Raw genomic sequence first — 24,376 nt, forward strand, 5'->3', positions numbered from 1 at the left:
ATAGACCCATGCCCGAATACCGCGAACGGCTGTGGCCGACGCCCTGGATCTACGTCTCGAGCCTGCTGCTGATCCCCGCCAGCATCCTGGTGCTCGCGCCGGTGTCGTTGCCGGCCGGGATCGTCACGGGCATCGTCCTCTACGCCGCGCTGGTCGGCTCGCTCACCCTCACGGCGCCCGTGATCGAGGTCTCCGGAGGCCGGTTCCGGGCGGGCCGCGCCGAGGTCCCCCTCGAGGTGACCGGCACGGCGGTCGCCGCACTCGGCGACGCGGCGCGGATCGAGCGCGGCACGGGGCTCGATGCGCGGGCGTTCCTCGTCATCCGCGGCTGGATCCGCGACGTCGTCCGCGTGCCCATCGAGGATCCGGCCGACCCGGCGCCGTACTGGCTCGTCTCCACGCGCCGGGCAGACGAATTGGCCGCCGCGATCAACGGATCGCGACGGCCAGACGTCGAAGGGGAGCAGGCCTAGGCGGCGCACTCCAGGCAGATCGGCCCGAGCTTGGTCTCGTGGTCGATCTGCGAACGGTGCTTCACGAGGAAGCAGTTCACGCAGGTGAACTCGTCGGCCTGCGGCGGGAGCACGACCACGTCGAGTTCCACGTCGGACAGGTCGGCACCCGCGAGGTCGAAGCTGCCGGGGTTGTCGGCGTCCTCGACGTCGACCACACCCGACATCTTGTCGGGCACGCGCTCCTTGAGGGCCTCGATCGACTCGGAGTCGTCTTCGGTCTTCCGCGGCGCGTCGTAATCCGTTGCCATTCCCATCCTTTTTTCGGTGCCGAGGATTCGGCGGCCATAGTCTGCATCAAATCAATGGCGTAAGCAAACCACTTGCAGGGCCCCGATCCGGTGGAATGCACAACTTCCGGCACGCCCGCCGTATTCCCGGGGGCCGCCGCCGGGCCGTGGCATCCTTGGGCGGAGACGAAGGCACGGAAGGGCTTGTCGCGATGCAGGAACTGAAGGTGATCGGTGTCGAGAACGGCGCCCTCGTCGCCGCCTCGGATGACGGCGCGCGATTCCGGATCGAGATCGACGAGGTGCTGCAGTCGCGCATCAGGCATGCGGCCCCGGCCGCGGAGTCCGGGCCCAAGCTCTCGCCGCGAGAAGTGCAGGCGCACATCAGGTCCGGCCTGTCCGCTGAAGAGGTCGCCGAGCTCACGGGCGCCTCCGTGGAGTACATCCGGCGCTTCGAGGGTCCGGTCATCGCCGAGCGCGAGCACGTGATCACCTCGGCGCTCGCGGTGCCGGTGCACGCCGGCGACGCGGGCGACGGCGACGAACCCGCGTCCTTCGGCTCGATGATCCGCGAGCGGCTCGCGCACCTCGGCGCGCACGGTGAGCGGTGGGCGAGCTGGAAGGACGCCGAGCGCGGCTGGATGGTCAAGCTCGAGTTCACGGCGGACGGCATCGACCATGACGCCCGCTGGTCCTTCGAGCCGCGCAAGCAGGCGCTGCACCCGCAGAACTCCGACGCGGTGACCCTTTCGAAGCATGGCGAGGCCCGCTCGGGCATGATCCCCCGCCTGCGCGCCGTCGCGGCCGAGGAGGAGCACTCGCGCTTCGACAGCGGGGCCTTCACATTCGACTCGCCCGACGGCGCCGACGACGACACCGCGCCGCAGCCCGAGCTCATCGGGCCGCGGGCGCCCGCCCCCGCCTCGAGCCCCGCCGTCGCGCGCGCCGCGATCAAGCGGGCCGACGAGCCCGCTCCGCCGAGCGGGGAGACGGCCGACCTCCTCGAGGCCCTGCGTCGCCGGCGCGGCGAACGCGAGGCGAGTGCGGGCGAGCGGATGTCGCCGCCCTCGCCGGTCGCCCCCGCGCAGGTGCGCGCCGACGCCCCGGCCGAACCGATCGTCGCGTCGCCGACCCCGACGGCTGCGACCGCGCCGGCCTCCGACGCCGACGACTCGCCCGAGAGCCGGGCCGGCGCCGCGGCGCGCGCACTCTGGGGCGGTGGCAAGTCGTCCCAGTCGCAGCGCTCGAAGAAGGGCCGCGCGGCCATGCCCAGCTGGGACGAGATCGTCTTCGGCGCGCGCACCGACGACGACCTGGCGTAGTCCGACCACCGCTCCGAGGCGCGATCCGCCCCTCGCTCGCGTCAGCACGCCCTGCTACGATTCGAACATAATTTCGAATCACGTGGAGGTCCGGATGCCGCGCACCCTCGAACCCGCAGAGGTCTGGACCACCGAGTCCGGGGCACCCGAGCGACTCGTGTGGCGCGCGCGACGGTACCGCGTCGACGACACGCCCACCCCGCTCGTCGGGCCGGCCGACTGGTGGCTCCCGTTCGACGGCCACGACGTGGCGCCGGGGCGGCCACCGCTGGCGATCACCGGATGGCGCTTCCAGGCGAGCACCGCCGACGGCGAGACGCACGTGTTCGACGTCGGGCACGACGGCAGTCACTGGCACGTGCTGCGCGTCTTCGACTGACGATGATGCCGCGCAATGCCGCGCGTTCCGGGGGCTGCGCTAGGCGGACTTCTCCGCGCGCCGCGGCTTGGCCGGGACGATCGTCGGCGCCGCGTTGTCGATGACCGTCTCCTTGGTCACGACCACACGGGCCACGCCGGTGGTCGAGGGCACCTCGAACATGATCGGCCCGAGGACCTCCTCCATGATCGCGCGGAGGCCGCGGGCGCCGGTCTGACGCAGCACCGCGAGGTCGGCGATCGCCTCGAGCGCCGCGTGCTCGAAGTCGAGCTGCACCCCGTCGAGCTCGAACATGCGCTGGTACTGGCGGACCAGCGCGTTCTTCGGCTCGGTCAGGATCTCCATGAGCGCCTGGCGGTCGAGCGGCGTGACCGTCGCGACCACGGGCAGGCGGCCGATGAACTCGGGGATGAGCCCGAACTTGTGCAGGTCTTCCGGGAGGACCTCGCTGAAGAGCTCGGCCTCGTCCTGCTTCGAGTGCAGCGGGGCGCCGAAGCCGATGCCGCGCTTGCCGGCGCGCGAGGAGATGATGTCCTCCAGGCCGGCGAACGCGCCGGCGACGATGAACAGCACGTTCGTCGTGTCGATCTGGATGAACTCCTGGTGCGGGTGCTTGCGCCCGCCCTGCGGCGGCACGGAGGCGACCGTGCCCTCGAGGATCTTCAGCAGCGCCTGCTGCACGCCCTCGCCCGAGACGTCGCGCGTGATCGACGGGTTCTCGGCCTTGCGCGCGATCTTGTCGACCTCGTCGATGTAGATGATGCCGGTCTCGGCGCGCTTGACGTCGTAGTCGGCGGCCTGGATGAGCTTGAGCAGGATGTTCTCGACATCCTCGCCGACGTAACCCGCCTCGGTCAGTGCCGTGGCATCCGCCACCGCGAACGGCACGTTGAGCTGCTTCGCGAGCGTCTGCGCGAGGTAGGTCTTGCCGCAGCCCGTGGGCCCGATCAGCAGGATGTTCGACTTCGCGATCTCGACGTCGTCGTGCGCGCGATCGGCGGCGGTGATCGCGGCCTTCGCCCGCACGCGCTTGTAGTGGTTGTACACGGCGACCGCGAGCGCCCGCTTCGCCGCGTCCTGGCCGATCACGTACTCCTCGAGGAACGCGAAGATCTCCTTCGGCTTGGGCAGCTCGAACTCGCCCGACTCGGGTTCGCCCGCCTCGGCGAGGCGCTCCTCGATGATCTCGTTGCAGAGCTCGACGCACTCGTCGCAGATGTACACGCCGGGACCGGCGATGAGCTGCTGCACCTGCTTCTGGCTCTTCCCGCAGAAGGAGCACTTCAAGAGGTCAGCACTCTCCCCGATGCGTGCCATCGCGTCCTCCCTCGCAACGAAATCTGTTTCGAGCCTAGCCCGATGCGGGCCCGGTGGGGCCGATCCGCCACGGTTTGGCGGAAACGGGACGAACGAGGGGCGGATGCGTCATCCGCACCCGCCCCTCGATCGGCACCGTGGCTACCGGGCGGCCAGCGCCGGCAGAGTCTTGCGCGAGGTCAGCACCTGGTCGATGAGGCCGTACTCGCGGGCCTCCTCGGCCGAGAGGATCTTGTCGCGGTCGATGTCGGCGTTGACCTGCTCCAGCGTGCGGTTCGAATGCCGCGCGAGCGTCTCCTCGAGCCACGTGCGCATGCGCAGGATCTCGGCGGCCTGGATCTCGATGTCGGACGCCTGGCCGTGGCCGGCCTCGCCCATCGCCGGCTGGTGGATCAGCACGCGGGCGTTCGGCAGCGCGAGGCGCCGGCCGGGGGTGCCCGCGGCGGCGATCACGGCCGCGGCCGAGGCCGCCTGGCCCAGCACGACGGTTTGGATCTGCGGCCGGATGTACTGCATCGTGTCGTAGATCGCCGTCATCGCGGTGAACGAGCCACCGGGCGAGTTGATGTACATCATGATGTCGCGGTCGGGATCCATCGACTCGAGCACGAGCAGCTGCGCCATGATGTCGTCGGCCGAGGCGTCGTCGACCTGCACGCCGAGGAAGATGATGCGGTCCTCGAAGAGCTTGGCGTACGGGTCCTGGCGCTTGTAGCCGTAGGCGGTGCGCTCCTCGAAGCTCGGCAGGATGTACCGCGAGCCCGGAGCCGGCATGCCGTTGAAGGCGGCGCCGCCGAACGAAGGGATGTTCATTCGCATTCTCTCTTTCTCAGGCCTTGGTGTCCTCGGTGCCGGGCGCGGTGCCGCCGCCGCCGGACACGTCGAGGGCCGACTCGCGGATGTGGTCGACGAAGCCGTACTCGAGCGCCTCCTGGGCGTTGAACCAGCGGTCCCGGTCGCCGTCGCGGTTGATCTGCTCGACCGACTTGCCCGTCTGCGCCGCGGTGATCTCGGCGAGGCGCTTCTTCATGTCGAGGATCAGCTGCGCCTGCGTCTGGATGTCGCTCGCGGTGCCGCCGAAGCCGCCGTGCGGCTGGTGCAGGAGCACGCGCGCGTTGGGCGTGATGTACCGCTTGCCCTTCGTGCCGGCGGTGAGGAGGAGCTGCCCCATCGACGCGGCCATGCCGATGCCGACCGTGACGATGTCGTTCGGGACGAACTGCATCGTGTCGTAGATGGCCATGCCCGCCGTGATCGAGCCGCCGGGCGAGTTGATGTAGAGGTAGATGTCCTTCTTGGGGTCCTCGGCGGCGAGGAGCAGCAGCTTCGCGGCGATCTCGTTCGCGTTGTCGTCGCGCACCTCGGAGCCGAGCCAGATGATGCGGTCCTTCAGCAGTCGATCGAACACACTGGGCTGCAGTGAGGGTTCGGCCATGGATTTCGCTCCGTTTCCTTCGGCGTTGCAACGAATCTATCCGGTGGAACGCACGCGAACCGGGCTGTTCGCCGTCGGCGGATGCCGCTGCGCCGCGGCGCGGTTCAGCCCCCGGTCCCGACTCCGGCCGCCCCGTCGCCGAGCTCGCGGGCGTAGGCGTCGACGGCGCGGCGGTACTGGGCGAGGTGCGGCGCGAGCGCGATGAGGGCGACGGATGCCGCGGCGTCCGCCGCACCCGACGAGGCGAGCGCGAGCGCGCGGAAGGCCGCGACCGCGTCGGCGAGGTCGCCGGCCTCGTCGCGGACGGCGTCGAGCACGGCGAGGGATTCCGCTGGGCGGCCGAGGTTGCGGAGCGTGGAGGCGAGCTGGATGTGCGCCTCGACGCGGGGGCGACCGGCGAGGCCGAGCTCGAGCGCCCGTCGGTAGAGCGGCTCGGCGGCCTGCTCCAGGCCGGCCGCGTCGCGGGCGCCCGCCGCCTCGAACGGGCCGCGCGGATCGCCGGCGGGCAGTTCGGCGGCCAGGGCGTCGATGCGCTCGATCACCGCCCGCTCCCCCAGCTCGGATGCCGCCTCCCAGACGGCGTCGACACGCCGCTGCCACTCGTCCATGGGCTTCCCTCCTCCATCCCCGCGGAGACGACGGACGGGGCCGGGCACGAGTGCCCGACCCCGTCTCGCGATCGTGATGACCTGCCGGACTACTCGGCGTCGGCCTTCTTGGCGGCGCGCTTGCGAGCCGGCTTCGTCGTCTCGGCCGGAGCCTCGTCGGCGGCCTGCTCGGCGGGCGCCTCCTCGGCGGCCTTCTTGGTCGAGCGCTTCTTCGCCGGCTCCGCCTCCTCGGCGGGCGCCTCCGCGGCGGCCTCGTCGGTCTCGCCTTCCGCCTCGTCGGCGACGGCGGTGAACTCGGAGAGGTCGACGGCGTTGCCGGCGGCATCCTTCACCGTGGCCTTGCCGAGCGCGATGGCGAGCGCCTTGTTGCGCGCGACCTCGCCGACCATGGCCGGGATCTGGCCGTTCTGGCTGAGGATCTGCACGAACTCGTTCGGGTCCATGCCGTACTGCGCGGCGCCCTGGACGAGGTACTGCGTGAGCTCCTCCTGCGAGACCTGGACCTTCTCGGTCTCGGCGATCTTGTCGAGGATGATCTGCGTCTTGAACGCCTTCGTGCTGGCCTCGGTGACCTCGGCACGGTGCTCGTCGTCCTCGAGGCGACCCTCGGACTCGAGGTGGCGGTGCACCTCGTCCTCGATCACGCTGTCGGCGACGGGCACCTCGACGAGCTCCATGAGCTTGTCCACGAGGAGGTCGCGGGCCTGCGTGCCCTGACCGAACGACTTGTTCTTCGCGACCTGCTCCTTCAGGCTCGCGGTGAGCTCGTCGAGCGTGTCGAACTCGCTCGCGATCTGCGCGAAGTCGTCGTCGGCCTCGGGGAGCTCGCGCTCCTTGACGGCGGTGATCGTCACGGTGATCTCGGCGGTCTCGCCCTGGTGGTCGCCGCCGAGCAGCTTCGACTCGAAGGTCGTGGTCTCGCCGGCCGTCAGCGACTCGATCGCCTCGTCGATGCCCTCGAGCAGCTCGCCCGAGCCGACCTCGTACGACACGCCGCTCGCGGTGTCGACCTCGGCGCCCTCGATGGTCGCGACGAGGTCGAGCGTGACGAAGTCGCCGGTCTTCGCGGGGCGGTCGACGGTGATGAGCGTGCCGAAGCGGCTGCGGAGGCGCTCGAGCTCCTCGCTCACCTCGTCGTCGCCGACCTCGACCGAGTCGACGGTGAGCTCGAGGCCCGCGTAGTCGGGCAGCTCGATCTCGGGGCGCACGTCGACCTCGATCGCGAGGAGCAGGTCGCCGGAGAAGTCCTTCTCGTTCGGCCACTCGACGATGTCGGCCGACGGGCGGCCGAGCGGGCGGAGCTCGTGCTCGGCGACCGCTGCACGGTAGAAGCCGTCCAGGCCCTCGTTGACCGCGTGCTCGAGCACGGCGGCCTTGCCGACCCGCTGGTCGATGATGGGCGCAGGCACCTTGCCCTTGCGGAAGCCGGGCACGTTGATCTGCTCGGCGATGTGCTCGTAGGCGTGGGCGATGCTGGGCTTGAGCTCATCGGGCGTCACCGAGATGGTGAGCTTGGCGCGCGTCGGGCTCAGCTTCTCAACCGAAGTGGTCGGCATGGGGAAGTCTCTCCTGTTGTGTGAAGTACGTGGTCGAGCCGATGCGACTCGTCGGGGCGACAGGATTCGAACCTGCGACCTCCCGCTCCCAAAGCGGGCGCTCTAGCCAAGCTGAGCTACGCCCCGAGTCGCCGGCTTGACTCGCCGGTCCGGCGTGTCGGCGCGCCGGAGCACGACGAAGCGCGGATGGACCCGGGAAAGTCTACTGCACGCGCCGCCGCGCGCCCTGCCGCCCACTCGTCCGCGGCGGGGCTGTGGATGACACGATGGGTGTGGAGAGCGCGATCCGGGCGGCCGGCGCATGCCAGAGTGTGCGCATGAGCGATCCGACGCGCGGCGCAGAGCCCGGTCCGAGGCACTGGCCCGCCGATCCCGACCAGCTCGTCGACACGACCCGATGCCCCGCGTGCTTCGCGCCGCTCTCCCGGGCCTCATGCGACGTGTGCGGGCTCCGGCTCGACGTCGCGGCGGCCGACTCGCTGCTCGCCGCTGGCGCGCGGGTGCGCGACGCCGAACTCGAGCGGCAGGCGCTCATCGCCCGGATGCGGGCCGAGCAGGCGGCTGCGGCGACCCGCCTGGTATCGGTGCCGGTCCCCGTCCCGGTCGCGGTCTCGGCTCCGACCCCGTCGTCGGTCGCGCACTCCCCCGCCGGCTCGGCCGTCGCACCCCTCGCGCACGCATCCGCATCTCCATCCGCACCAGGGGCGACGGCGTCGACCGCCGCCTCCGTCGCCGCAGCCGTCCCGTCGTCGGGCTCGCCGGCGGTCCCTCCGGCGCCTCCCGCCGCGGAGGGCCACGGAGCGCCGGCCGACGCGACGCCGGCTCGACCGCGTCGTTCGGGAGTGCAGCTGTTCCTGCTGACCCTCGGCGTGGTGCTGCTCTCGGTCGCGGCGATCGTCTTCCTGTTCGTGGCCTACCTCGTGGCCGAACTCGAGGTGCGCTCGCTCATCACGGCGGTCGCGAGCGTGGTCGTGCTCGGCATCGCCTGGCTGCTGCGTGCCCGGCGGCTCCCCGGCACCGCCGAGGGCGTCGCCTCCGTCGCGGTCGTGCTGCTCCTTCTCGATGCCTGGATCCTCCGGGCGAACGAGCTCTTCGACACCGAGCGGCTCGAGGTCGCGACGTACTGGGGCGGCGCGCTGCTCGCGGTCGCGGCCGTGCTGACCGCGGCGCGCTCGATCACCGGAGTCCGCACCCCGGGCCTCGCGGCGGCCGCCCTCGCACCCGTCGGCGTCTTCCTCCTCGGCGTGGGGGCGGCGCCCGACGACGAGCTCGGCACCGCGCTCTGGGTCGGCGGGACGGCCGCGCTCGTCGCCGGCGCGGTGACGCAGCTCGTGCGCCCCGGCGTGGAGCGCGCCATCCTCGTCGGAGCCGGCGCCGTCGCGGGTGCCATCGGCCTCGTCGCGGCTCCATGGTCGCTTCCCGAGGTCGCGTGGGGCGCCGCGTGGGCGTTCGCGGTCGTCGGGGCGGCATGGTCGGCCTTCACCATCCTCCGTCTCCGCGCGACGGCCGGGGGCACTGATGCGTGGTCGATCTGCGGGGCGATCGCCGTCGGGGCCGCCTTCGCGCTGGCCCCGGGACTCGGCGCGTGGATCGAACTGGATCCGCGCGAGGCCGTCTGGCTCGCGCCCGCGGCAGCCGGCGCGGTGGCGTGCGCGGCCGCCGCGCTCACCCGGCGAGGCGCCGCCCCGCACCTCGCGTGGTCGGCGTTCGCGTCCGCCGCGGTCATCGCCGGGGCGGTGGCGATGCCGGCGTTCATCGTTCCCCTCGCCCTCGTCGCCGACCTGCCCGCGACGGTATGGGCGCTGTGGAGCGCCGATGCGTGGGCCGCGCGCCGGGCCGGCTCGGCCCTCGGGTTCGACGAGCTGCGGACCGGCGCCGTGTTCGGGCAGCTCGCCATCGCGGCGGGCGCCGTCCTCACGGTCGCCGCGCTCGGCCGGATGCGACGCCTCGCGTCGCTGCCCATCGCGCTCGCCTCCTCCGCCGCACTCACCTTCGCCGTCGGCGCGCCGACCCTCGGCGCGGTCACGGCGGTGCTGCTCGCGATCGCCCTCGTGGCGCTCGTGCTCGCCGCGGTCCCGGCGAGCCGCACCCTGCCCGGCGTGCGGATCGTGCTGGCGGTCTTCGGCATCACGTCGGCGGCGGGCGCCTGGGCGCTCGGCCATGCCGCGGTCGGCCTGTGGTGGTGGATCGTGCCGGCCGTGCTCCTGCTGGCCGTCACCGGCCGTGCCCTGGCCACGCGCATCTGGCGGCCCGAGACCGCGCCGATGGCGGGCGCGCTGCACGTCGGCATCGCGGCGGCGCTCGCCATCGTCGGCGCGTACACCCTGCCGGGTTGGGCGGGCGCCGCCGGTTCGGCGCTCGTCTTCCCGTGGGACTCCGGGGTCTTCACCGCCGGACTCGTCAGTGCGGCGCTGTTCGCGGTTGCCGCCCTGCTCCGGCGGATGGCGCCTCCGGACCGGCTCGCCGTGTCGATCCCGTCGTTCGGCGCCGCGGTCGCGTCGACCACGATCCTCGCGGCGACCCTCGAGGAGCCGTTCGGCTGGGTTCCGGCCATGGTGCTCGTCGGCGCGGCGACGGCATGGCTCCTCGACCGCACGACGTCGCTCCGATCGGTGCACCTGGTCGCCGCACTGGCGTCGCCCTTCGCGCTCGCCTTCGCCGGCGCCGGGCTGGTCGCGCAGTACGGCGAGACGGACCGCATCGCCCTCGGGCTCGCCGCCGCGACGCTGGCGGCCGCGGGACTCGCGAATGTGCTCGTGTCCCGCGATCCGGTGCTGCGGCACGCGTGGGCTGCGGCCGTCGGCGCCATGGGCGCGGTCATCCTCCTGACCTCGGCGGGGTCGCCCGCCGTTCCCGAGGACCTCTGGCTCGTGCTGCTGATCCTGACGCCGGTGCCGATGCTCATCGCGGCGCTCGAGGGCGACCCGATCGGCGGCGACTCGCCGATACGGCATCTCTCGTGGGCGAGCCTCGCGCTCGCGATCGCGAGTGCATGGGCGTGGGTCGCCCGCGAGGGGGTCGAGGAGGTCGAGCCCTACACGATGCCGGTCGCCGTCGGCCTGCTGGTGGCGGGAGGGCTCATCGCGTGGCGGCGGCCGACGTCCGACGAAGCGGCCTCGGGCCGCACGGCGGTGTTCGCGGCAGCGGCCGCGGTCGCCGTGCTCCCGAGCGTGGCCGTCGCGGGCGACTCCGAACTGCGCACCCTGATCCTCGTCGCCGTCGGCGCCATCGCGATCCTGGCGGGCGCCGCCCTGCCCGAACGCATGCGCGCCGTCCCGGTGCGCCTGCTCGTGATGGGCGCGGGCTGGACCGCCGTCACCGGAGCGGGGCTGGTGCGCGGCGCCGCGGTGGCCTTGGGCGAGCCGAGTCGCCTCGTCGTCGAGTTCTGGCCGCTCCTCGCACTCGCAGCCGGCGTTGTCGCCGTGCTCATGTGGGCGCGCACGTCGTCGCAGCCCGGGCCGCTCGCCGAGTGGGGGTTCGCCGCCTCCCTCGCCGCGGCGTCGGTGCCCACGACCATCGCGATCGTCGAGGACGAGCGAGCCCTTCTCCGCGCGGCCGTGCTGCTCCCGGTCCTCGCGGGCGTGCATGTCGCCAACGCGGCGAGCACCGCTCGGCCGCTCGCCGGACCTGTCATGCGCTGGACGAGCCTCGCCACCCTCGTCGTCGTGGCGACGGTGTCGCTCGCCGCCGACACGGTGGAGCCGTTCGACGTCACGACCGTGCCGGCGGGCCTCGCGCTCGTCATCGCGGGCGCGATCCGCATGCGCCGCGACGACCGGCTTCGCAGCTGGCCGGCCCTCGGGCCCGGCCTCGCCGTGCTCCTCGTTCCGGGGCTCATCGCCGACTGGACCGATCCCCAGCTCTGGCGGCTCGTGGCACTCGGCGCGACCGCGGTCGCCGCGGTGCTCGTCGGTGCGCTCATGCGACTGCAGGCACCGTTCGTGCTGGGCGGCGCGGTACTGCTCGTGCACGCGCTGGTCCAGCTCTGGCCGTGGATCAGCCGTCTCTACGAAGCGGTCTGGTGGTGGCTGTGGCTCGGCATCGCGGGCGCCGCCCTGATCGCGCTCGCGGCGACATACGAACGCCAGCTGAGGCTTGCGCGCAGCGCGGTCCGGGCGATCGCCGCCCTCCGGTGATGCCGCCACCGCGTGGCACAGGCGGGCTGTGCGCGTGTACTACGATGATCGGGTGCCCGAGAGGGCGCGCGGGGATGTAGCTCAATGGTAGAGCCTCAGTCTTCCAAACTGATGGTGCGGGTTCGATTCCCGTCATCCCCTCCGTGTGATGTCTCAGGACATTGTGAACGGCTGAACCCGCGGATGACGCGGGTTCAGCCGTTCTTCGTTGCTGGCTGGTAGGTCCGTTCTGGGTCGATTCGGTGTTCGCTGAGCACGGTCCCGTCCGGGTCGATGACTGTGACGTTCGTGTTGTGGATGAGCAGAATGACGTCGGTGCCGGCGTGTGGTCGTCCGATGCCCAAGTGCAGCATCCTGTTGGCGTAGCGCAGGGAGACTTTCCCGCCCGGGTCGACCCGGTCGTAGCGGACTCGCCACAGGTTCGGGTCGTCCGGCGCGGTCGGGGCGGCTTTCGGGATCAGCTCGTACGCGAACGCGGGAGTGCGCCGGTTGATCGACCGGTGCGGGCGGTGCTGGTTGTAGTAGTCGCGGAAGCCCTCGAGCACGGCCTGCAGCTCCTCGAGCGTCGCGGCCGGGCGGGTAGCGAGGTGTTTCTTCAGGGTCTGCCAGAGCCGTTCGATCTTGCCCTGCGTGGTGGGCTTGTACGGCAGCCCGTTCTTCTGGACGATGCCGTAGAGCGCTAGCAGGGTCTCGAACGCGTTCGGGTTGCCGGTGCCGGTGATGGTGCCGGCGTACCGGGTGGTGTAGACCATGCCGTTGTCGGTGAGCGTCGACGCCGGATACCCGTGCAGGTCGCCGGCCGCGGTGAACGTGTCGGTCACGGTCTTCCCGGTGACGCGGCGGTGGGCACTGAGGTGCAGCAGGTAGCGGGAGTGGTCGTCGAGCCAGCCGATGATCTCCACTCCGGCGCCAGTGCTGAGGGTCCAGTGGGTGAAGTCGGACTGCCACATCTGGTTGGGCCGGTCCGCGGCGAACCGCAGCAGCGAGCTCTTGGGCCGCTTCTGGCGTTGCGGGGTGACCTTCCCGGCACGGGTCAGGATCCGCCACACCGTGGTCCGGCCGATCCGATGCCCCTCGCGAAGCATGTGGGTGTGGATCGTGTCCGGTCCGGCGTCCAGGCCGTCTGCGGTGAGCTGGTCGCGCACCTCGAGCACTCGCGCCTGGACCGGTTCGGGGACCCGGTTCGCGTTCGAGTGCGGCGCTGACGACCGCGGCCGGAACGCGGCATCGCCTTCCTCGAGCCACCGGTGATGCAGCCGATGCACCAGCGACTTGGCCACCCCGTACCGGCGGGCGACCTGCCCATAGGAGAGTCCCTGGACGGTCACGGCCTTGATCAGCACCTCGGGCTTGCTCACCCTCCGACCGTGCCGCGAAGCCGTTCACAATGACGCGGGACATCCCAGCCCGCACATCCCAACCGTTCACAATGTCGCGGGACACCCGTTCACAAGGTCGTGGAATCAGACACCGTCATCCCCTCCGTGTGACCTCACCCCGCCTCGCGCGATCGCCGCGGAGTACGCTGGATACGACAGCAGGCATCGTGGCGTCGAGGAGGATGCGCCGTGACCTCAGGGCGGTCGGAGCGGACGCGGGTCATCGCCGATCTGGCGTGGCTCGGCGGCGTGATCCAGGTCGCCTTCGGCGCGGCACTGCTCGCGACATCGGAGGCGCCGGTCGTGGCGGCGACGCTCGCCATCATCGGCGGATCGGCGACGGTCCTCGCCGGCACGCTCGTGTTCGTCAGGGCGCGCGCGTCGTGGACGACCGCGATGCTCGCCTTCGCGCTCTCGCTCGGCGCCGCGGCATATGCCGCGTGGGTCGCCGCCCCGTACTGGCGGGGGGCGCTCGTGGCCGGTGTGCTGGCCCTCGGCGGCCTGCTCGCCGAGTGGACCGACCGCCTGCCCGCGTCGGCGGGCCCGCGCAGCGGCGGGCGGCGATGAGTGCGGCATCGAGCACGCCGTCCGGTTCCCGGCATCGTTCGCGACTGCACCCGAGCAGACCCGAATCGGCGCTCGCGGGGCGGTGGACCGAGATCGACGGCCTCGAGGTGTTCTACCGCGAGTCGCCGAGCCAGCCCGACGCTCCCGCGATGATGCACGTGCACGGCTTCGGCCTCTCGGGCCGCTACCTGCTGCCGACCGCCGAGCTCCTGAGTGACGAGTTCCACACGCTCGTGCCCGACCTGCCCGGCTTCGGGCGCAGCCAGGGCGCCTCGATGGGCCTCGACGTCCCCGACCTCGCGCATGCCGCCGCACGGTTCCTCGACGACCGCGGCGTCGACCGGGTGACGCTCGTGGGCAATTCGATGGGATGCCCCGTCATCACCGAGTTCGCCCGCCTCCACCCCGATCGCCTCGAACGCGCCGTGCTCGTCTCCCCGGCCGGCGGCATGTACAACCAGCCGCTCCGACGAGCCGTCGCGCAGCTCACACGCGACGGCCCACGCGAGCCGACGCGCATGGTCGGCGTCGCCGTCCCGGACTACCTGCGCTTCGGGGTGCCCAGCACGCTGAAGATGTTCCGCGCACTCACGCAGTACCCGTCGCTCGAGCGGCTGCTCGAACTCGAGGTCCCGACGCTCGTCGTCATCGGCGACCGCGATCCGCTGATGCCGCCGACGCGGCGCGTGCACGAGGTGGCGTCGATGACCGACACCCACGTGCTGCTGGTCGGCATCCGTGGCGCAGCGCATGCGATCAACTTCAGCCATCCCGGCGAGCTCGCCCACGTCATCCGCCAGTTCATGGCGGACGAACCCATCACCGACGACCCGGACTCGCCGGGTCTTGCACGCGTCGTCGAGATCCATCGCGGAGCGCACCACCCGCGCGCGAAGGGCACCTGACGGGGCACGGACCGCAACGCGTCCGCGTCCGCGGACTCGATAGGCTCATCCGGATGATCCCCTCCGGCCAGCGTCACCACTGGATGGACGCGCTGCGCGGCGCCGCCGTGCTCCTCGTCGCCCTGTGGCATGCGTTCTCGATCCCCTACCGGGAGACTCCTCCCGGGATCGAGTGGGCCTTCGACTTCCTCTCGGTCTATCGCATCCCGCTGCTGATGTTCCTCTCCGGCCTGCTCCTGGACCACTCGCTCTCGAAGCCGGTCTCGGCGTACGTCGGCGGGAAGCTGCGGCGGATCGCCTGGCCGTTGCTCGTCTGGTCGCTGGTGCTCATCCTCATCGCATGGCGAGCCGCGAAGCCCGACTCGGTCGGCTTCTGGTTCGGCGAGGACTCGCACCTCTGGTATCTCGGGGTCCTGCTGGTCTGCTACGCCATCGGATTCCTCACGAGGTGGGTCCATCCCGTCGTCTTCCTCATCGTCGGCGTCCCCGCGATGGAACTCGTGCAGACCGAGAACTGGCTGATCAACAGCACGCTCTGGTTCGGCCTCTTCTTCTTCGCGGGCGCCACGATGTCGCGCTGGCTCGCCTGGTGGCTCGCGCGCGGCCCGGTGCTGCCCTCCATCGCACTCCTCGCGGCATCCGCCTGGGCGGCCTACTCGGCGACCGTGCACGGCTACGCGCCCGTCGCGCACTGGCGCCCGCTCGCCTTCTCCCTCGCCGGCGTGATCGGCCTCGTCTGGTTCGCCGCGCGGATGCGACGCGCACGGTGGCTCGAGTGGGTCGGACAGCGCTCGATCGTCTTCTACGTCGCCCACGTCCCGTTCATCTGGATCGTGACCGTGCTCGCCGTCGGGTCCCTGCCGCCTCCCGTCACGTACGCGCTCGTCCTGGTGGTCACGGGAGCAGGGTGCTGGATGCTGGCGAGGCACCTCGCCGGAAGCATCCTGTTCGTGTTCCCGCGCCTGCCGGTGCGCCGTCGCCCGGAGGCGGCCGGAGAGCCGCTGGCGACGCCGCCCGGTTCCTGACGACGGGTCCCCCGAGCGGATCGCGCCGGGCGCGCGTCGACGGCGGACGGAGCGTGGCGCGCCTCGTCAACCCCCTGTGCATCCGGTGCGAATGCCCGGCCCGGTCACGCCGATCGGCGTAGCGTGGCTGGGGTCACGTCGATGAGTGGAAGGGGACCCGATGACCGACTCGAAGACCGCAGCCAAGACCACGGCCAAGAAGCCCAAGGCGCCCATGAAGGGCGCGGACCCCGAGGTCGCCTCGGGCGTCTCGCAGTTCTTCACGCCCATGGTCCACGAACTGACGGCCCTCGCCCTCAACGGCAAGCAGGCGCATTGGAACGTTCGCGGCCGCGACTTCCTGGAGGTGCACGAGTTCCTCGACACCGTCGTGGAGCACGCGCAGGAGTGGGCCGACCTCGCCGCCGAGCGCGTCGTGGCCCTCGGCTTGCCGATCGACGCCCGGCTCGCGACGATCGCGAAGGAGAGCGACGCCGTCAATCCGTCGGCGGGCTTCAAGCAGGCCGACGAGACCATCGCCGACGTCGTCGCACAGATCGACGTCGCCACCGAGAAGGTCAACGCCGCGATCGAGGGCCTCGAGGAGCTCGATCCCGTGAGCCAGGACGTCGCGATCGAGATCCGCCGCGGCCTCGACAAGGACCGCTGGTTCCTCGCGGCGCACATCAGCGTGAAGTAGGCGCGAGCGCCTCGTCGTCCGCCGGCAGGTGCGGCGACCTCGGGCCCGGGTGCACAATGCCGGTATGGCGGATGCGCCCGGGCCCGACCCGTCTGCGCCGGCATCCGGCGGCGATCCGGAAGCCGACGCGCTCACCGACGCGCAGAAGGCGCTGAGGGCTCAGCTGCTCGCCACCGAGCACTGGAGCCTGCTCGCCTCGCGGTCGACCACGCAGGCCGAGGTGCTCACCCGCATCGCGATCTTCCTCACGCTGGTCTCCGCGGGTCTGATCGGCCTCGGCATCCTCGGCAATGCGACCCGGTTCCGCGGATGGTTCGGGGTCGCCGCGCTCGGCGTCCTCTTCCTGTTGCTCCTGCTCGGCCTGATCACGATGCTGCGCGCCTTCAACACGGCGACCGAGGACCTGATGTACGTCCTGGCGATGAATCGACTTCGCGCCGCGTACCTCGACCTCGACCCCGGCCTCGAGCCGTATCTCATGATGTCGCCCCACGACGACCTGCGCGGCTCGGAAGTGACGTACCACGTCTTCTTCCCACGGCCCGCCTCCCAGATCCTCGGCAGCTCGATGATGGTCATCTCGGTCGTGACGTCGACCGTGGCCGGCCTCTTCGCCGGCGGGGTGGCGGCGGCGTTCGGCGCCCCGATCGGGGTGAGCGTCGCGTTCGGCGTGGTGGCCGGCATGGCGGCGTTCGTCTGGATGCTGCGCCGCGGCTACCGCCTCTACCTGCGCGTGTGGAAGGAGCACACGCCCCTGCGGCCGACGCCGCCCGACCGCTGAGCCCGGTCAGCGCCGCAGCCAGGCGAGCACCGCGAGCACCCGCCGGTGGTCGGTGCCGGAGTCCTCGAGCCCGAGCTTCTGGAAGATCGAGGTGACGTTCTTCTCGACCGCGCCGACGCCGATGTAGAGCTGCGACGCGATGCCGGCGTTCGTGCGCCCCTCGGCCATGAGCTCGAGCACCTCGCGCTCGCGGGGTGTGAGCGAGGCGAGCGGGTCGCCGCGGCGCGAGAGCAGCTCGCGAACGACCTGCGGGTCGAGCACGGTGCCGCCTTCGCGCACGCGGAGCACCGCGTCCTGCAGGTCGTCGAGCGAGGCGACGCGGTCCTTCAACAGGTAGCCCATACCGCCGTCGGCCGACGAGAGCAGCTCCTGCGCATACGTGCCCTCGACGTACTGGCTGAGCAGCAGCACTCCGAGGCCGGGTGCGCGGCGCCGCAGCTCGATCGCCGCGCGGACGCCCTCGTCGCGGAAGGTCGGCGGCATGCGCACGTCGAGCACCGCGACATCCGGAGCCGCGCGCTCGAGGTCGGCGAGCAGCGCGACCGCATCGCCGTAGGCGCCGACGGTCTCGAAGCCCGCCTCGTCGAAGAGGCGCACGAGCCCTTCGCGCAGGAGCATGGAATCCTCGGCGAGCACGACGCGGACGGGTGCATCGGACGGTGCGGTCACGCGCCCACCATAGCGTCGGGCACGTACGGGAAGTGGGCGCCGATCACGGTCGGTCCGCCGGCCGGGCTGTCGACGAGCAGCACCCCGCCGAGGCCCCGGACACGCTCGTCGAGGCCCGCGAGTCCGTGGCCCGGGGTCGCCGTGGCGCCGCCGTGGCCGTTGTCGGTGACCCAGAGGTCGAGCCAGTGCCCGGACGCGCCGGTGTCCCGCGTCGCCAGACGCAGGCGGATGGCGCTCGCGCCGGAGTGCTTGGCCGCGTTCGTGAGCAGCTCGGCGGCGATGAAGTACGCGTTGCGCTCGATCGCGGCCGGCAGCGCGGCGTCCGCGGGCAGCGCCAGCTCGAGCGTGACGGGCACCGGGCTCCGGCCCGCGACCGATTCCAGCGCGCTGGCGAGCCCACGGTCCTGCAGGAGCGGCGGGGCGAATCCGCGCGAGAGCGCGCGCAGCTCGTCGAGCGTGTCGCGGGCCTGGTCGCGGGCCTCGCCGAGCAGGGCCCTGGCTGCGTCGGGGTCGGTCTCGAGCTTGCGGTCGATCGCGGCGAGGTCCATCTGGAGGCGCACGAGTCGCTGCTGCGGGCCGTCGTGGATGTCGCGCTCGAGACGCCGCAGCGCGGCATCCTCGGCCTGGACGGCCGCGCCGCGCGAGGCCGCGAGCTGCTGCACCTGGCGCTCGAGCGCCTCCGATCGCCACGCCCCGAGCATGCCGCGGCCGATCCGGTCGTGGATCCAGGTCAACCCGGTCGTCACGAACGGGAGCGCGAGCAGGAACACCGCACCGAGCACGAACTGCGCGATCGACTCCCCCACGAGCGGCTGCACGTCGACCGCGGCCGATCCACCGGGCCAGACCCGGTCGAGCACCCATTCGTGCGGCCAGAAGTCCCGCCCGCCCGTGGGCACGAACATCGCCCAGAACCAGTAGGTGACGCCGCCGAGCCCGACGGCCAGCCACACGACCGTGACCGTCCAGCTGAACAGGGCGACGATCGGCGCGACCACCATGCCGTGCAGCAGGTACAGCCAGTAGTGGCCGTCGACGAAGGGCGCGAAGAACGCGCGCCACGGCCCCTCACCGGCGGGCGAGGCCGCATCCCAGTTCGGCCGGCGGATGGCGGTCCGGCCCGCCCACTCGAGCCGGACGAGCTCGAGGATGCCGAAGCCCCGCGCGGTGTAGAGCGCCGCGACGACGACCGCGAGGCCGACGACGATCACGAGCAGGCTCGCGCCCGTCGAGAACAGCGTGACGAGCACCGTGAACGCGACGATCGCGATCGGGAAGCCGAGGAGCAGGTATCCGAGCTCGCGCGGCACCGCCGCCCACAGGCGGCCGTAGCCGCGACGGCGTCGCGATGCGGCATCCGCCGCCGGTTCGGTCGGGCGCGCGGCGCCCGCGGTGTCAATGGTGGTCATGGCTGGTCTCCTCGGTCATCGTCGCACGCTGACCGGGTTCGACGACGGCGAACTGGCCCATCATCCCCTGGTCCTCGTGCCACAGCAGGTGGCAGTGGTACATGTACGGCGTGTCCGGGTCGGCGTAGTCCTCGAACCGCATGACGAGCGCGTACTCGGTCCCAGGCCGGGCGAGGATGGTGTCCTTCCATCCGGCCAGCTCCGGGGGCGGCGGTGCGCCGTCGATCGACGCGACGCGGAACTGCGTGTCGTGCACGTGGAAGCTGTGCGGCATCGAGCTGGTGTTCTCGACGATCCAGCGCTCGGTGGTGTCGACGGTGGAGGCGTGGTCGATCCGGTCCATCCGCATGGCCGCCCCGTTGATCTGGAATCCGTCGAGCCGGAACATGCGCGTCTCGGCGATGTCGGTCGCGACCGCCGGCATCTCGACCAGCCGTTCCGGGAGCGCCGGCGCCGGATCGAGGGCGTCGGCCGCGCGGAGCTCGAGCACGTCGAACTCGTCCGTGGCGCCGTTCATGCCACCGATGGCGGGTTGCAGGCCGGCGGCCTCGGGCGTCATCACGGAACGCAGCGTGACGCGCTCGCCGGGCGACATCCGGACCAGCACCTCGGCCCGCTCGCCCGGTGAGAGCACGATGCGGTCGAGGTCGACGGATGCCTCGAGCAGGCCGCCGTCGGTCGCGATGAACTCGATCGGGCGGCCGTCGCCCCAGCCGAAGGCGTAGGTGCGGGCGGTCGAGGCGTTGAGCAGGCGCAGCCGGACGAGCTCGTCGCGCACCTCGGCGTACGGGCCGAGCGCGCCGTTGACGATGAGCTCGTCGCCGAGCCGTCCGGCGAAGCCCTGCGCGGCGCCCTCGAGGCGTCCGTCGTCGGTGAAGGCGGCATCCTGCACGATGACGGGCAGGTCGTCGACACCGTATTCGCGCGGGAGCGGGAGCGCGGCCTCGGCGTCGTCGCGGACGAGGAACAGGCCGGCGAGCCCCCGGGCGACGTGCTGCTCGGTCTCGCCGTGCGGGTGCGGGTGGTACCACAGCGTCGCGGCCTGCTGGTCGACCGTCCACTCGGGCGCCCAGGTCTCGCCGGGCTCGACCATCTGGTGCGGGCCGCCGTCCATCTCGGCGGGCAGGTGCATGCCGTGCCAGTGCACGGTCGTGGGCACGTCGAGCGCGTTGGCCACGTCGACGCGCACGCGCTCGCCGCGCTCGGCGACCACCGTGGGGCCCAGGTACGCGCCGTCGAACCCCCAGGTCTCGCTCGCGGCGCCCGGCACGAATTCGGTGGTGCCGGACTGCGCCTCGAGCGAGAACACGCGCGTGCCGTCGGCGTCGACGGTCGACTCGGCCAGCGGCGGGATCGGCAGCGGCGTGTCGAAGTCGACCTCGCCGACCGTGGAGACGCGTCCCGGTCCGGCGAATCCGCAGGCGGCGAACGCGACGGCGACGAGGACCCCGGAGGCGACGACGCCGAGCGCGGTCGCGGCGGCGCGCGGCCGCCGGAGGCGGGGTCGACGACGGGGCGCGGGAGTGTCGGAAGTCATGCATCCAGCCTTCCGGCGGGATGCGGCGGGCCACAGCCGGCGGGCAGCCGGATCGGCACGGGGGAAAGCCCCCGCGCCGACGGGGGTCGACCGGAACGACCGTGCCGCCGGGCGGGTCAGCGCCCGTCGTGCGTGACGCGCCCGCCGAGCAGCGTCAGCGCCACGGGCATGCCCCGAAGCTGATCGGCCGGCGCCGCGACGGGGTCGCGGTCGACCACGACGAGGTCGGCCGCGAGCCCGTCGCGCACGTCGACGCCGGCGCCGTCGGTCGATCCGGCGAGCGCGATGCGCACGTCGACCGCCTGCTCGGGATGCCACGGCTCGCGCCCGTCGCGCGTGCGGCCCACCGCGGCGGCGATGGCCACCCACGGGTCGAGCGGGGCGACGGGCGCGTCGGAGCCGAGCGCGAGCTCGACGCCGGCCGCCGAGAGGTCGCGCAGCATGAACGCGCGGTCGGTCCGGCCCGCCCAGTAGCGTTCCGCGACGTCGCGGTCGTCCATCGCGTGCTCGGGTTGCACGCTCGCGACCACGCCGAGGCGCGCGAACCGCGCGAGGTCCTCGCGGCGCAGCAGCTGCGCGTGCTCGATGCTCGCGCGTCCGTGCCATCCGCTCGGCTGGACGGCCTCGAGCGCGTCGAGCGCGCGCTCGTTCGCGCGGTCGCCGATCGCGTGCACGGCGGGCTCGAGCCCGATCTCGCGCGCGCGACGCAGGTGCGGCACGAGCTCGTCGTAGGGCACGTTCGCGACGCCGTACGGGTGCTCGTCGGGTGCGAGCCCCGGGTACGCGTCGACGCACCACGCCGTGCGCGTGTTCAGCGAGCCGTCGGTGATGACCTTGTAGCCGCCCACGTGGACCAGGCCTCGGGTGCGCTCGACGGGATCGCCCGTGCGGAGCCCGGCCTCGGCGGCGCGTTCGAGGTGCTGCGTGTAGACGCCGAACCGCACGCGCAGCGCGTCGAGCCCGCCGGACGCGCGTCGCGCCCAGTCGTCGCGGTTCCAGCGCATCTCGTAGTCGACGACGCCGACGACGCCTCGAGCGGCCGCGGCGCGCGCGGCATCGGCGACCCACGCGTCGAGCACGGCGTCGGCGACGTCGTCGAGCTCGCGCACGAGGCGGAAGCAGTCGTCCTCGCGCAGCACGCCGCTCGCGCCGGCCTGCTCGAGCAGGCCGTGACGACGCGCGGCAGCCGAGTTCACCCAGCACGAGTGGAGGTCGCCCGAGACGAGCACGACCGGCACGTCGCCCGAGACGCCGTCGAGCAGGTCGATGCGCTGCCGGTCGGGCCAGAGCCCGTCGCGGTAGCCCATGCCGACCACCTCGTCGGCGCCGTCGCGCACGGCCGCGGCGACGAGCTCGGCCGCCTGCGCCGCCGAACCCACCGCGGCGAGGTCGATGCGGCGCGCCGCCATCGCCCACTGCGCCATGTGCACGTGCCGGTCCCACAGGCCGGGCACGATCCACCGGCCGTCGAGGTCGAGGCGTTCGGCATCGGATGTCGCGGCGGCGACGTCCGCGTCGGGTGTCGCCCCCGCGGGCACGATCGCGCGCACCGTGCCATCAACGACGTGCACGTCGACCGCCGCGTCGGCTCCGGGCCGTCGCACTCCGGCGAGCACGAGCGCGGCCGCGGCCGCGGAATCCGCCCGGCTCATCCGCGCGCCGCCCGGAGCGCGTCGTGGGTGCGGCGCATCTCCGCGGCGAGCGCGGGGCTCGCGTACGGGCCGTCGCCCTCGAGCTCGGCGATGATCCGGTCGACGGTCTCGGCCGGCTTGTTCTGGCTCATCTTGTTCTTCGCGACGAAGCGCGTGATCGGGATGCGCAGGCCGACGGTGCCAGCCGAGATGCGCTCGGCATAGGCGGCGTTCTCGGGCGTCGACCGCATGCCGCGCGGCTCGGGCAGCTCGCGCTCGAAGTGGTCGACGAGGGCCTCGAGCACGCGCAGGTTCTCGTCGGCGTCGAGCAGTTCGGGCGTGCCGTGCAGGTGCGCGGTCACGAAGTTCCAGGTCGGCACGGCGGGGTTCGCGTCGTACCAGCCGGGCGAGATGTAGCCGTGCGGGCCCTGCACGATCACGAGCACCTCGTGACGGCCGAGCTCGTGCACCTGCTCGTCGGGCCGGCCCACGTGCGTGAGCAGCACGATGCCCTCCGCGGTCTCGTCGAGCAGCACCGGGTAGTGCGAGGCGACGAGCCCCGCGGCCTCCGTCATGCTCACGATCGTCGCCCACGGGTGCTCGCGGACCAGGCGCTTCACGCCCTCCTCGCTCGCGAGGGTGAAGCTCGGGTTCTGTCTCATTCCGCTCCTAGGCCTGGCAGTAGGGGCACCAGTACAGCTTGCGCCCGGCCATCTCCTCCATGGCGATGTTCGTGCCGCACACCCGGCACGGCAGCCCCTCGCGCTTGTACACCCAGTGCCGGTCGGCGCGGTTGGCCATCGCGGCCCGCCACGCCTCGTCGTCCAGGTCGTCCATGGTCATCATCTGGCCGGTCTCCACGCCGATGCGCAGGAGCTTCGCCCAGTCGTGCCAGAGATGGCGGACGTGCTCCTCGGGCACGAGCCGGCCGGGCGTGTGCGGGTTCTGCTTGGCGCGGAAGAGCAGCTCGGCGCGGTAGACGTTGCCGATGCCCGAGACCACGTTCTGGTCCATGAGCAGCAGGCCGATCGGCGTGGGCTTGCGTCGTACGACGTTCGTGAAGCGCTCCTCGGCCTCGGGTCCGTCGTCGATGAGCGGGTCGGGACCGAGCCGGTCGACGACCTGCTCGACCTGGGCCGGGTCGAGCACCTCGCACGCGGTCGGCCCGCGCAGGTCGGCGACGACCGTGTCGGTGAGCAGGCGCACGCGCACCTGTCCGACGGGCTCGGGCGGGAACGTCTCGAGCTCGTCGCCCTCGCGCTCCGACTCCGACATCCGCAGGCGCGTGCGACGCGGCGCGCCGATCGAGGTGATCGAGTTCTCGCCGGCCGCGTCGAGCACGACCGCGTCGGGGTTCGGCCCCTCGAGGAACGTGCCCTTCTGGTTCGTCTGCCCCATGCGGCCGTTCGACGACGCGATCGTCGCATCCATCAGGATGTCGCCCGCGAAGTCCCACGCGCCGTACATGCCGAGGTGCACGCGCAGCCAGCGGTCGCCCTCGAAGCCGAGGAACATCTGCTTGCCCACGGCGCGGGCATCCGTCATCCGCCGCCCGTCGAGGTCGGACGCGCCCTCGGCGAACCGGCCCTGTGGGCTCGAGGCGTGCACGACGTGCCCGACGAAGTTGCGCTCGAACTGGCGGGTGATGCGGTGGACGGAATGGCCCTCTGGCATGCGGCGCTACTCCCCCGCGCGCGCCTCGACGTCCACGCCCTTGCCCGCGATGTCGCCGGTGGTCTCGTACTCGGCGAGCTGCGCGATGCGGCGCACGTGCCGCTCGTCGCCCGAGAACGGCTCGGCGATGAACGCGTCGATGTAGCGGATCGCCTCTTCGACCGTGTGCTGGCGCGCGCCGATCGAGATCACGTTCGCGTCGTTGTGCTGGCGCGCGAGGATCGCGGTGTCCATGCTCCACACGAGCGCCGCGCGGATGCCGCGCACCTTGTTCGCGGCGATCTGCTCGCCGTTGCCCGAGCCGCCGAAGACCACGCCGAGCGTCCGCACGCCCGCCGCCTGGTCGCGCGCCACCGCGAGCGCGGCGTTGATGCAGAACGCCGGGTAGTCGTCGAGGGCGTCGTACTCGGTCGGGCCGTGGTCGATCACCTCGTGGCCGCCGTTGGCCAGGTGCGCCTGCAGCGTCCGGCTGAACTCGAGGCCGGCGTGGTCGGTCGCGATGTGGATGCGCATGGGGCAAGTCTAGGGAGCGCCGAACCCCTCCCGAGCCGGATGACGCGGGGCTAGGCTGTTCGGGTTGCCCGCGTCACGAACGCGTGGCCGACGCATCCGTTCGACGCAGATG

General features: G+C 72.2%; 23 protein-coding genes and 2 tRNA genes. 10 read left to right on the forward strand and 15 right to left on the reverse strand.

All coding sequences use genetic code 11. From position 1 onward, the window contains the following. Positions 1-8: 8 nt before the first annotated feature. A complete protein-coding gene (locus tag JOD46_RS12175; RefSeq protein WP_204394786.1) occupies positions 9-473 on the forward strand; it encodes a DUF3093 domain-containing protein in 465 nt (154 codons plus the stop codon). Here JOD46_RS12175 and JOD46_RS12180 read toward each other — a convergent pair. Further along, positions 470-763: a DUF4193 domain-containing protein gene (locus JOD46_RS12180; protein ID WP_092669728.1), complete on the reverse strand. Its 294-nt coding sequence runs from the start codon at positions 761-763 to the stop codon at positions 470-472. The genes JOD46_RS12175 and JOD46_RS12180 overlap by 4 nt on opposite strands. Positions 764-954: 191 nt before the next feature. On the opposite strand from JOD46_RS12180, the gene sepH reads away from it, so the two are divergent. Both sepH and JOD46_RS12190 read left to right on the forward strand, forming a co-directional pair. Further along, entirely contained in the window at positions 955-2,064 is a 1,110-nt protein-coding gene (gene sepH / locus JOD46_RS12185) for a septation protein SepH (protein WP_204394788.1), read from the forward strand. A gap of 94 nt (positions 2,065-2,158) precedes the next feature. Continuing rightward, a complete protein-coding gene (locus JOD46_RS12190) occupies positions 2,159-2,443 on the forward strand; it encodes a hypothetical protein (protein ID WP_204394790.1) in 285 nt (94 codons plus the stop codon). Between the two features lie 39 nt (positions 2,444-2,482). Here JOD46_RS12190 and clpX read toward each other — a convergent pair whose 3' ends face one another. The 6 genes from clpX to JOD46_RS12220 all read right to left on the reverse strand — a co-directional run bounded on the left by clpX (position 2,483) and on the right by JOD46_RS12220 (position 7,485). Further along, positions 2,483-3,760: an ATP-dependent Clp protease ATP-binding subunit ClpX gene (clpX, locus tag JOD46_RS12195; protein ID WP_204394792.1), complete on the reverse strand. Its 1,278-nt coding sequence runs from the start codon at positions 3,758-3,760 to the stop codon at positions 2,483-2,485. Positions 3,761-3,901: 141 nt separating this feature from the next. Beyond that, the gene (locus JOD46_RS12200; RefSeq protein ID WP_204394794.1) at positions 3,902-4,573 is read right to left on the reverse strand and encodes an ATP-dependent Clp protease proteolytic subunit; all 672 of its coding nucleotides are present in this window, start codon (positions 4,571-4,573) and stop codon (positions 3,902-3,904) included. Positions 4,574-4,589: 16 nt separating this feature from the next. Further along, positions 4,590-5,195 carry an ATP-dependent Clp protease proteolytic subunit gene (locus tag JOD46_RS12205; RefSeq protein WP_204394796.1) on the reverse strand — a complete coding sequence of 202 codons (606 nt, stop codon included), beginning with the start codon at positions 5,193-5,195 and terminating at the stop codon, positions 4,590-4,592. 104 nt (positions 5,196-5,299) lie between these two features. Next, a complete protein-coding gene (locus JOD46_RS12210) occupies positions 5,300-5,803 on the reverse strand; it encodes a tetratricopeptide repeat protein (RefSeq protein ID WP_204394797.1) in 504 nt (167 codons plus the stop codon). A gap of 89 nt (positions 5,804-5,892) precedes the next feature. After that, positions 5,893-7,359 carry a trigger factor gene (gene tig / locus JOD46_RS12215; protein WP_204394799.1) on the reverse strand — a complete coding sequence of 489 codons (1,467 nt, stop codon included), beginning with the start codon at positions 7,357-7,359 and terminating at the stop codon, positions 5,893-5,895. A 51-nt stretch (positions 7,360-7,410) separates the two neighbouring features. Further along, positions 7,411-7,485: transfer RNA gene (locus tag JOD46_RS12220), tRNA-Pro, on the reverse strand. 191 nt (positions 7,486-7,676) lie between these two features. On the opposite strand from JOD46_RS12220, the gene JOD46_RS12225 reads away from it, so the two are divergent. Together JOD46_RS12225 and JOD46_RS12230 are read left to right on the forward strand one after the other, a co-directional pair. Continuing rightward, the gene (locus JOD46_RS12225; RefSeq protein ID WP_204394801.1) at positions 7,677-11,495 is read left to right on the forward strand and encodes an SCO7613 C-terminal domain-containing membrane protein; all 3,819 of its coding nucleotides are present in this window, start codon (positions 7,677-7,679) and stop codon (positions 11,493-11,495) included. A gap of 70 nt (positions 11,496-11,565) precedes the next feature. Then, a tRNA-Gly gene (locus JOD46_RS12230) sits at positions 11,566-11,636 on the forward strand. A 53-nt stretch (positions 11,637-11,689) separates the two neighbouring features. Here JOD46_RS12230 and JOD46_RS12235 read toward each other — a convergent pair. Then, positions 11,690-12,853, reverse strand: coding sequence for an integrase core domain-containing protein (locus tag JOD46_RS12235; RefSeq protein ID WP_204394803.1), 1,164 nt, complete (start codon positions 12,851-12,853; stop codon positions 11,690-11,692). A 210-nt stretch (positions 12,854-13,063) separates the two neighbouring features. Between JOD46_RS12235 and JOD46_RS12240 the strand changes: the two genes are divergently transcribed. The 5 genes from JOD46_RS12240 (at position 13,064) to JOD46_RS12260 (ending at position 16,831) form a co-directional block, all read left to right on the forward strand. After that, positions 13,064-13,441 (forward strand): hypothetical protein, encoded by a 378-nt coding sequence (locus tag JOD46_RS12240; RefSeq protein ID WP_204394805.1) that lies wholly within the window; start codon positions 13,064-13,066, stop codon positions 13,439-13,441. Continuing rightward, the gene (locus JOD46_RS12245) at positions 13,438-14,346 is read left to right on the forward strand and encodes an alpha/beta fold hydrolase (RefSeq protein ID WP_204394807.1); all 909 of its coding nucleotides are present in this window, start codon (positions 13,438-13,440) and stop codon (positions 14,344-14,346) included. The genes JOD46_RS12240 and JOD46_RS12245 overlap by 4 nt, the downstream gene beginning before the upstream one ends. 53 nt (positions 14,347-14,399) lie before the next feature. Beyond that, positions 14,400-15,371 carry an acyltransferase family protein gene (locus JOD46_RS12250; RefSeq protein ID WP_204394809.1) on the forward strand — a complete coding sequence of 324 codons (972 nt, stop codon included), beginning with the start codon at positions 14,400-14,402 and terminating at the stop codon, positions 15,369-15,371. Between the two features lie 214 nt (positions 15,372-15,585). Next, the gene (locus JOD46_RS12255; RefSeq protein WP_204396617.1) at positions 15,586-16,050 is read left to right on the forward strand and encodes a Dps family protein; all 465 of its coding nucleotides are present in this window, start codon (positions 15,586-15,588) and stop codon (positions 16,048-16,050) included. A 64-nt stretch (positions 16,051-16,114) separates the two neighbouring features. Beyond that, positions 16,115-16,831, forward strand: a complete 717-nt coding sequence (locus JOD46_RS12260) for a hypothetical protein (protein ID WP_239562744.1) — start codon at positions 16,115-16,117, stop codon at positions 16,829-16,831. 6 nt (positions 16,832-16,837) lie between these two features. On the opposite strand, the gene JOD46_RS12265 is transcribed toward JOD46_RS12260, so the two are convergent. The 7 genes from JOD46_RS12265 to JOD46_RS12295 all read right to left on the reverse strand — a co-directional run bounded on the left by JOD46_RS12265 (position 16,838) and on the right by JOD46_RS12295 (position 24,264). Further along, a complete protein-coding gene (locus JOD46_RS12265; RefSeq protein ID WP_204394811.1) occupies positions 16,838-17,500 on the reverse strand; it encodes a response regulator in 663 nt (220 codons plus the stop codon). After that, complete coding sequence (locus JOD46_RS12270; protein ID WP_204394813.1) at positions 17,497-18,909, reverse strand: sensor histidine kinase; 1,413 nt, start codon at positions 18,907-18,909, stop codon at positions 17,497-17,499. Before JOD46_RS12270 ends, JOD46_RS12265 begins: the two co-directional genes overlap by 4 nt. Further along, complete coding sequence (locus tag JOD46_RS12275) at positions 18,896-20,446, reverse strand: multicopper oxidase family protein (RefSeq protein ID WP_204394827.1); 1,551 nt, start codon at positions 20,444-20,446, stop codon at positions 18,896-18,898. Before JOD46_RS12275 ends, JOD46_RS12270 begins: the two co-directional genes overlap by 14 nt. A 116-nt stretch (positions 20,447-20,562) precedes the next feature. Beyond that, the gene (locus JOD46_RS12280) at positions 20,563-22,098 is read right to left on the reverse strand and encodes an amidohydrolase (protein ID WP_204394829.1); all 1,536 of its coding nucleotides are present in this window, start codon (positions 22,096-22,098) and stop codon (positions 20,563-20,565) included. Then, the gene (locus JOD46_RS12285; protein WP_204394830.1) at positions 22,095-22,739 is read right to left on the reverse strand and encodes an FMN-binding negative transcriptional regulator; all 645 of its coding nucleotides are present in this window, start codon (positions 22,737-22,739) and stop codon (positions 22,095-22,097) included. The genes JOD46_RS12280 and JOD46_RS12285 overlap by 4 nt, the downstream gene beginning before the upstream one ends. Before the next feature lie 7 nt (positions 22,740-22,746). Further along, entirely contained in the window at positions 22,747-23,751 is a 1,005-nt protein-coding gene (locus tag JOD46_RS12290) for an Fpg/Nei family DNA glycosylase (RefSeq protein WP_204394831.1), read from the reverse strand. 6 nt (positions 23,752-23,757) lie between these two features. Beyond that, positions 23,758-24,264 carry a ribose-5-phosphate isomerase gene (locus tag JOD46_RS12295; RefSeq protein WP_204394832.1) on the reverse strand — a complete coding sequence of 169 codons (507 nt, stop codon included), beginning with the start codon at positions 24,262-24,264 and terminating at the stop codon, positions 23,758-23,760. Positions 24,265-24,376 lie beyond the last annotated feature (112 nt).

Origin of the sequence: Agromyces aurantiacus (genome assembly GCF_016907355.1) — a bacterium.
Lineage (GTDB): Bacteria > Actinomycetota > Actinomycetes > Actinomycetales > Microbacteriaceae > Agromyces > Agromyces aurantiacus.

Excerpts from the sequence above, each read along its gene's own strand:
- JOD46_RS12270 (WP_204394813.1), bottom strand. The coding sequence starts at position 18,909 with ATGACCACCATTGACACCGCGGGCGCCGCGCGCCCGACCGAACCGGCG.
- sepH (WP_204394788.1), top strand. The coding sequence starts at position 955 with ATGCAGGAACTGAAGGTGATCGGTGTCGAGAACGGCGCCCTCGTCGCC.
- tig (WP_204394799.1), bottom strand. The coding sequence starts at position 7,359 with ATGCCGACCACTTCGGTTGAGAAGCTGAGCCCGACGCGCGCCAAGCTC.
- JOD46_RS12285 (WP_204394830.1), bottom strand. The coding sequence starts at position 22,739 with ATGAGACAGAACCCGAGCTTCACCCTCGCGAGCGAGGAGGGCGTGAAG.
- JOD46_RS12205 (WP_204394796.1), bottom strand. The coding sequence starts at position 5,195 with ATGGCCGAACCCTCACTGCAGCCCAGTGTGTTCGATCGACTGCTGAAG.
- JOD46_RS12210 (WP_204394797.1), bottom strand. The coding sequence starts at position 5,803 with ATGGACGAGTGGCAGCGGCGTGTCGACGCCGTCTGGGAGGCGGCATCC.
- JOD46_RS12275 (WP_204394827.1), bottom strand. The coding sequence starts at position 20,446 with ATGACTTCCGACACTCCCGCGCCCCGTCGTCGACCCCGCCTCCGGCGG.
- JOD46_RS12190 (WP_204394790.1), top strand. The coding sequence starts at position 2,159 with ATGCCGCGCACCCTCGAACCCGCAGAGGTCTGGACCACCGAGTCCGGG.
- JOD46_RS12295 (WP_204394832.1), bottom strand. The coding sequence starts at position 24,264 with ATGCGCATCCACATCGCGACCGACCACGCCGGCCTCGAGTTCAGCCGG.
- JOD46_RS12290 (WP_204394831.1), bottom strand. The coding sequence starts at position 23,751 with ATGCCAGAGGGCCATTCCGTCCACCGCATCACCCGCCAGTTCGAGCGC.
- JOD46_RS12180 (WP_092669728.1), bottom strand. The coding sequence starts at position 763 with ATGGCAACGGATTACGACGCGCCGCGGAAGACCGAAGACGACTCCGAG.
- JOD46_RS12245 (WP_204394807.1), top strand. The coding sequence starts at position 13,438 with ATGAGTGCGGCATCGAGCACGCCGTCCGGTTCCCGGCATCGTTCGCGA.
- JOD46_RS12225 (WP_204394801.1), top strand. The coding sequence starts at position 7,677 with ATGAGCGATCCGACGCGCGGCGCAGAGCCCGGTCCGAGGCACTGGCCC.
- JOD46_RS12280 (WP_204394829.1), bottom strand. The coding sequence starts at position 22,098 with ATGAGCCGGGCGGATTCCGCGGCCGCGGCCGCGCTCGTGCTCGCCGGA.
- JOD46_RS12260 (WP_239562744.1), top strand. The coding sequence starts at position 16,115 with ATGGCGGATGCGCCCGGGCCCGACCCGTCTGCGCCGGCATCCGGCGGC.
- JOD46_RS12250 (WP_204394809.1), top strand. The coding sequence starts at position 14,400 with ATGATCCCCTCCGGCCAGCGTCACCACTGGATGGACGCGCTGCGCGGC.
- JOD46_RS12200 (WP_204394794.1), bottom strand. The coding sequence starts at position 4,573 with ATGAACATCCCTTCGTTCGGCGGCGCCGCCTTCAACGGCATGCCGGCT.
- clpX (WP_204394792.1), bottom strand. The coding sequence starts at position 3,760 with ATGGCACGCATCGGGGAGAGTGCTGACCTCTTGAAGTGCTCCTTCTGC.
- JOD46_RS12175 (WP_204394786.1), top strand. The coding sequence starts at position 9 with ATGCCCGAATACCGCGAACGGCTGTGGCCGACGCCCTGGATCTACGTC.
- JOD46_RS12255 (WP_204396617.1), top strand. The coding sequence starts at position 15,586 with ATGAAGGGCGCGGACCCCGAGGTCGCCTCGGGCGTCTCGCAGTTCTTC.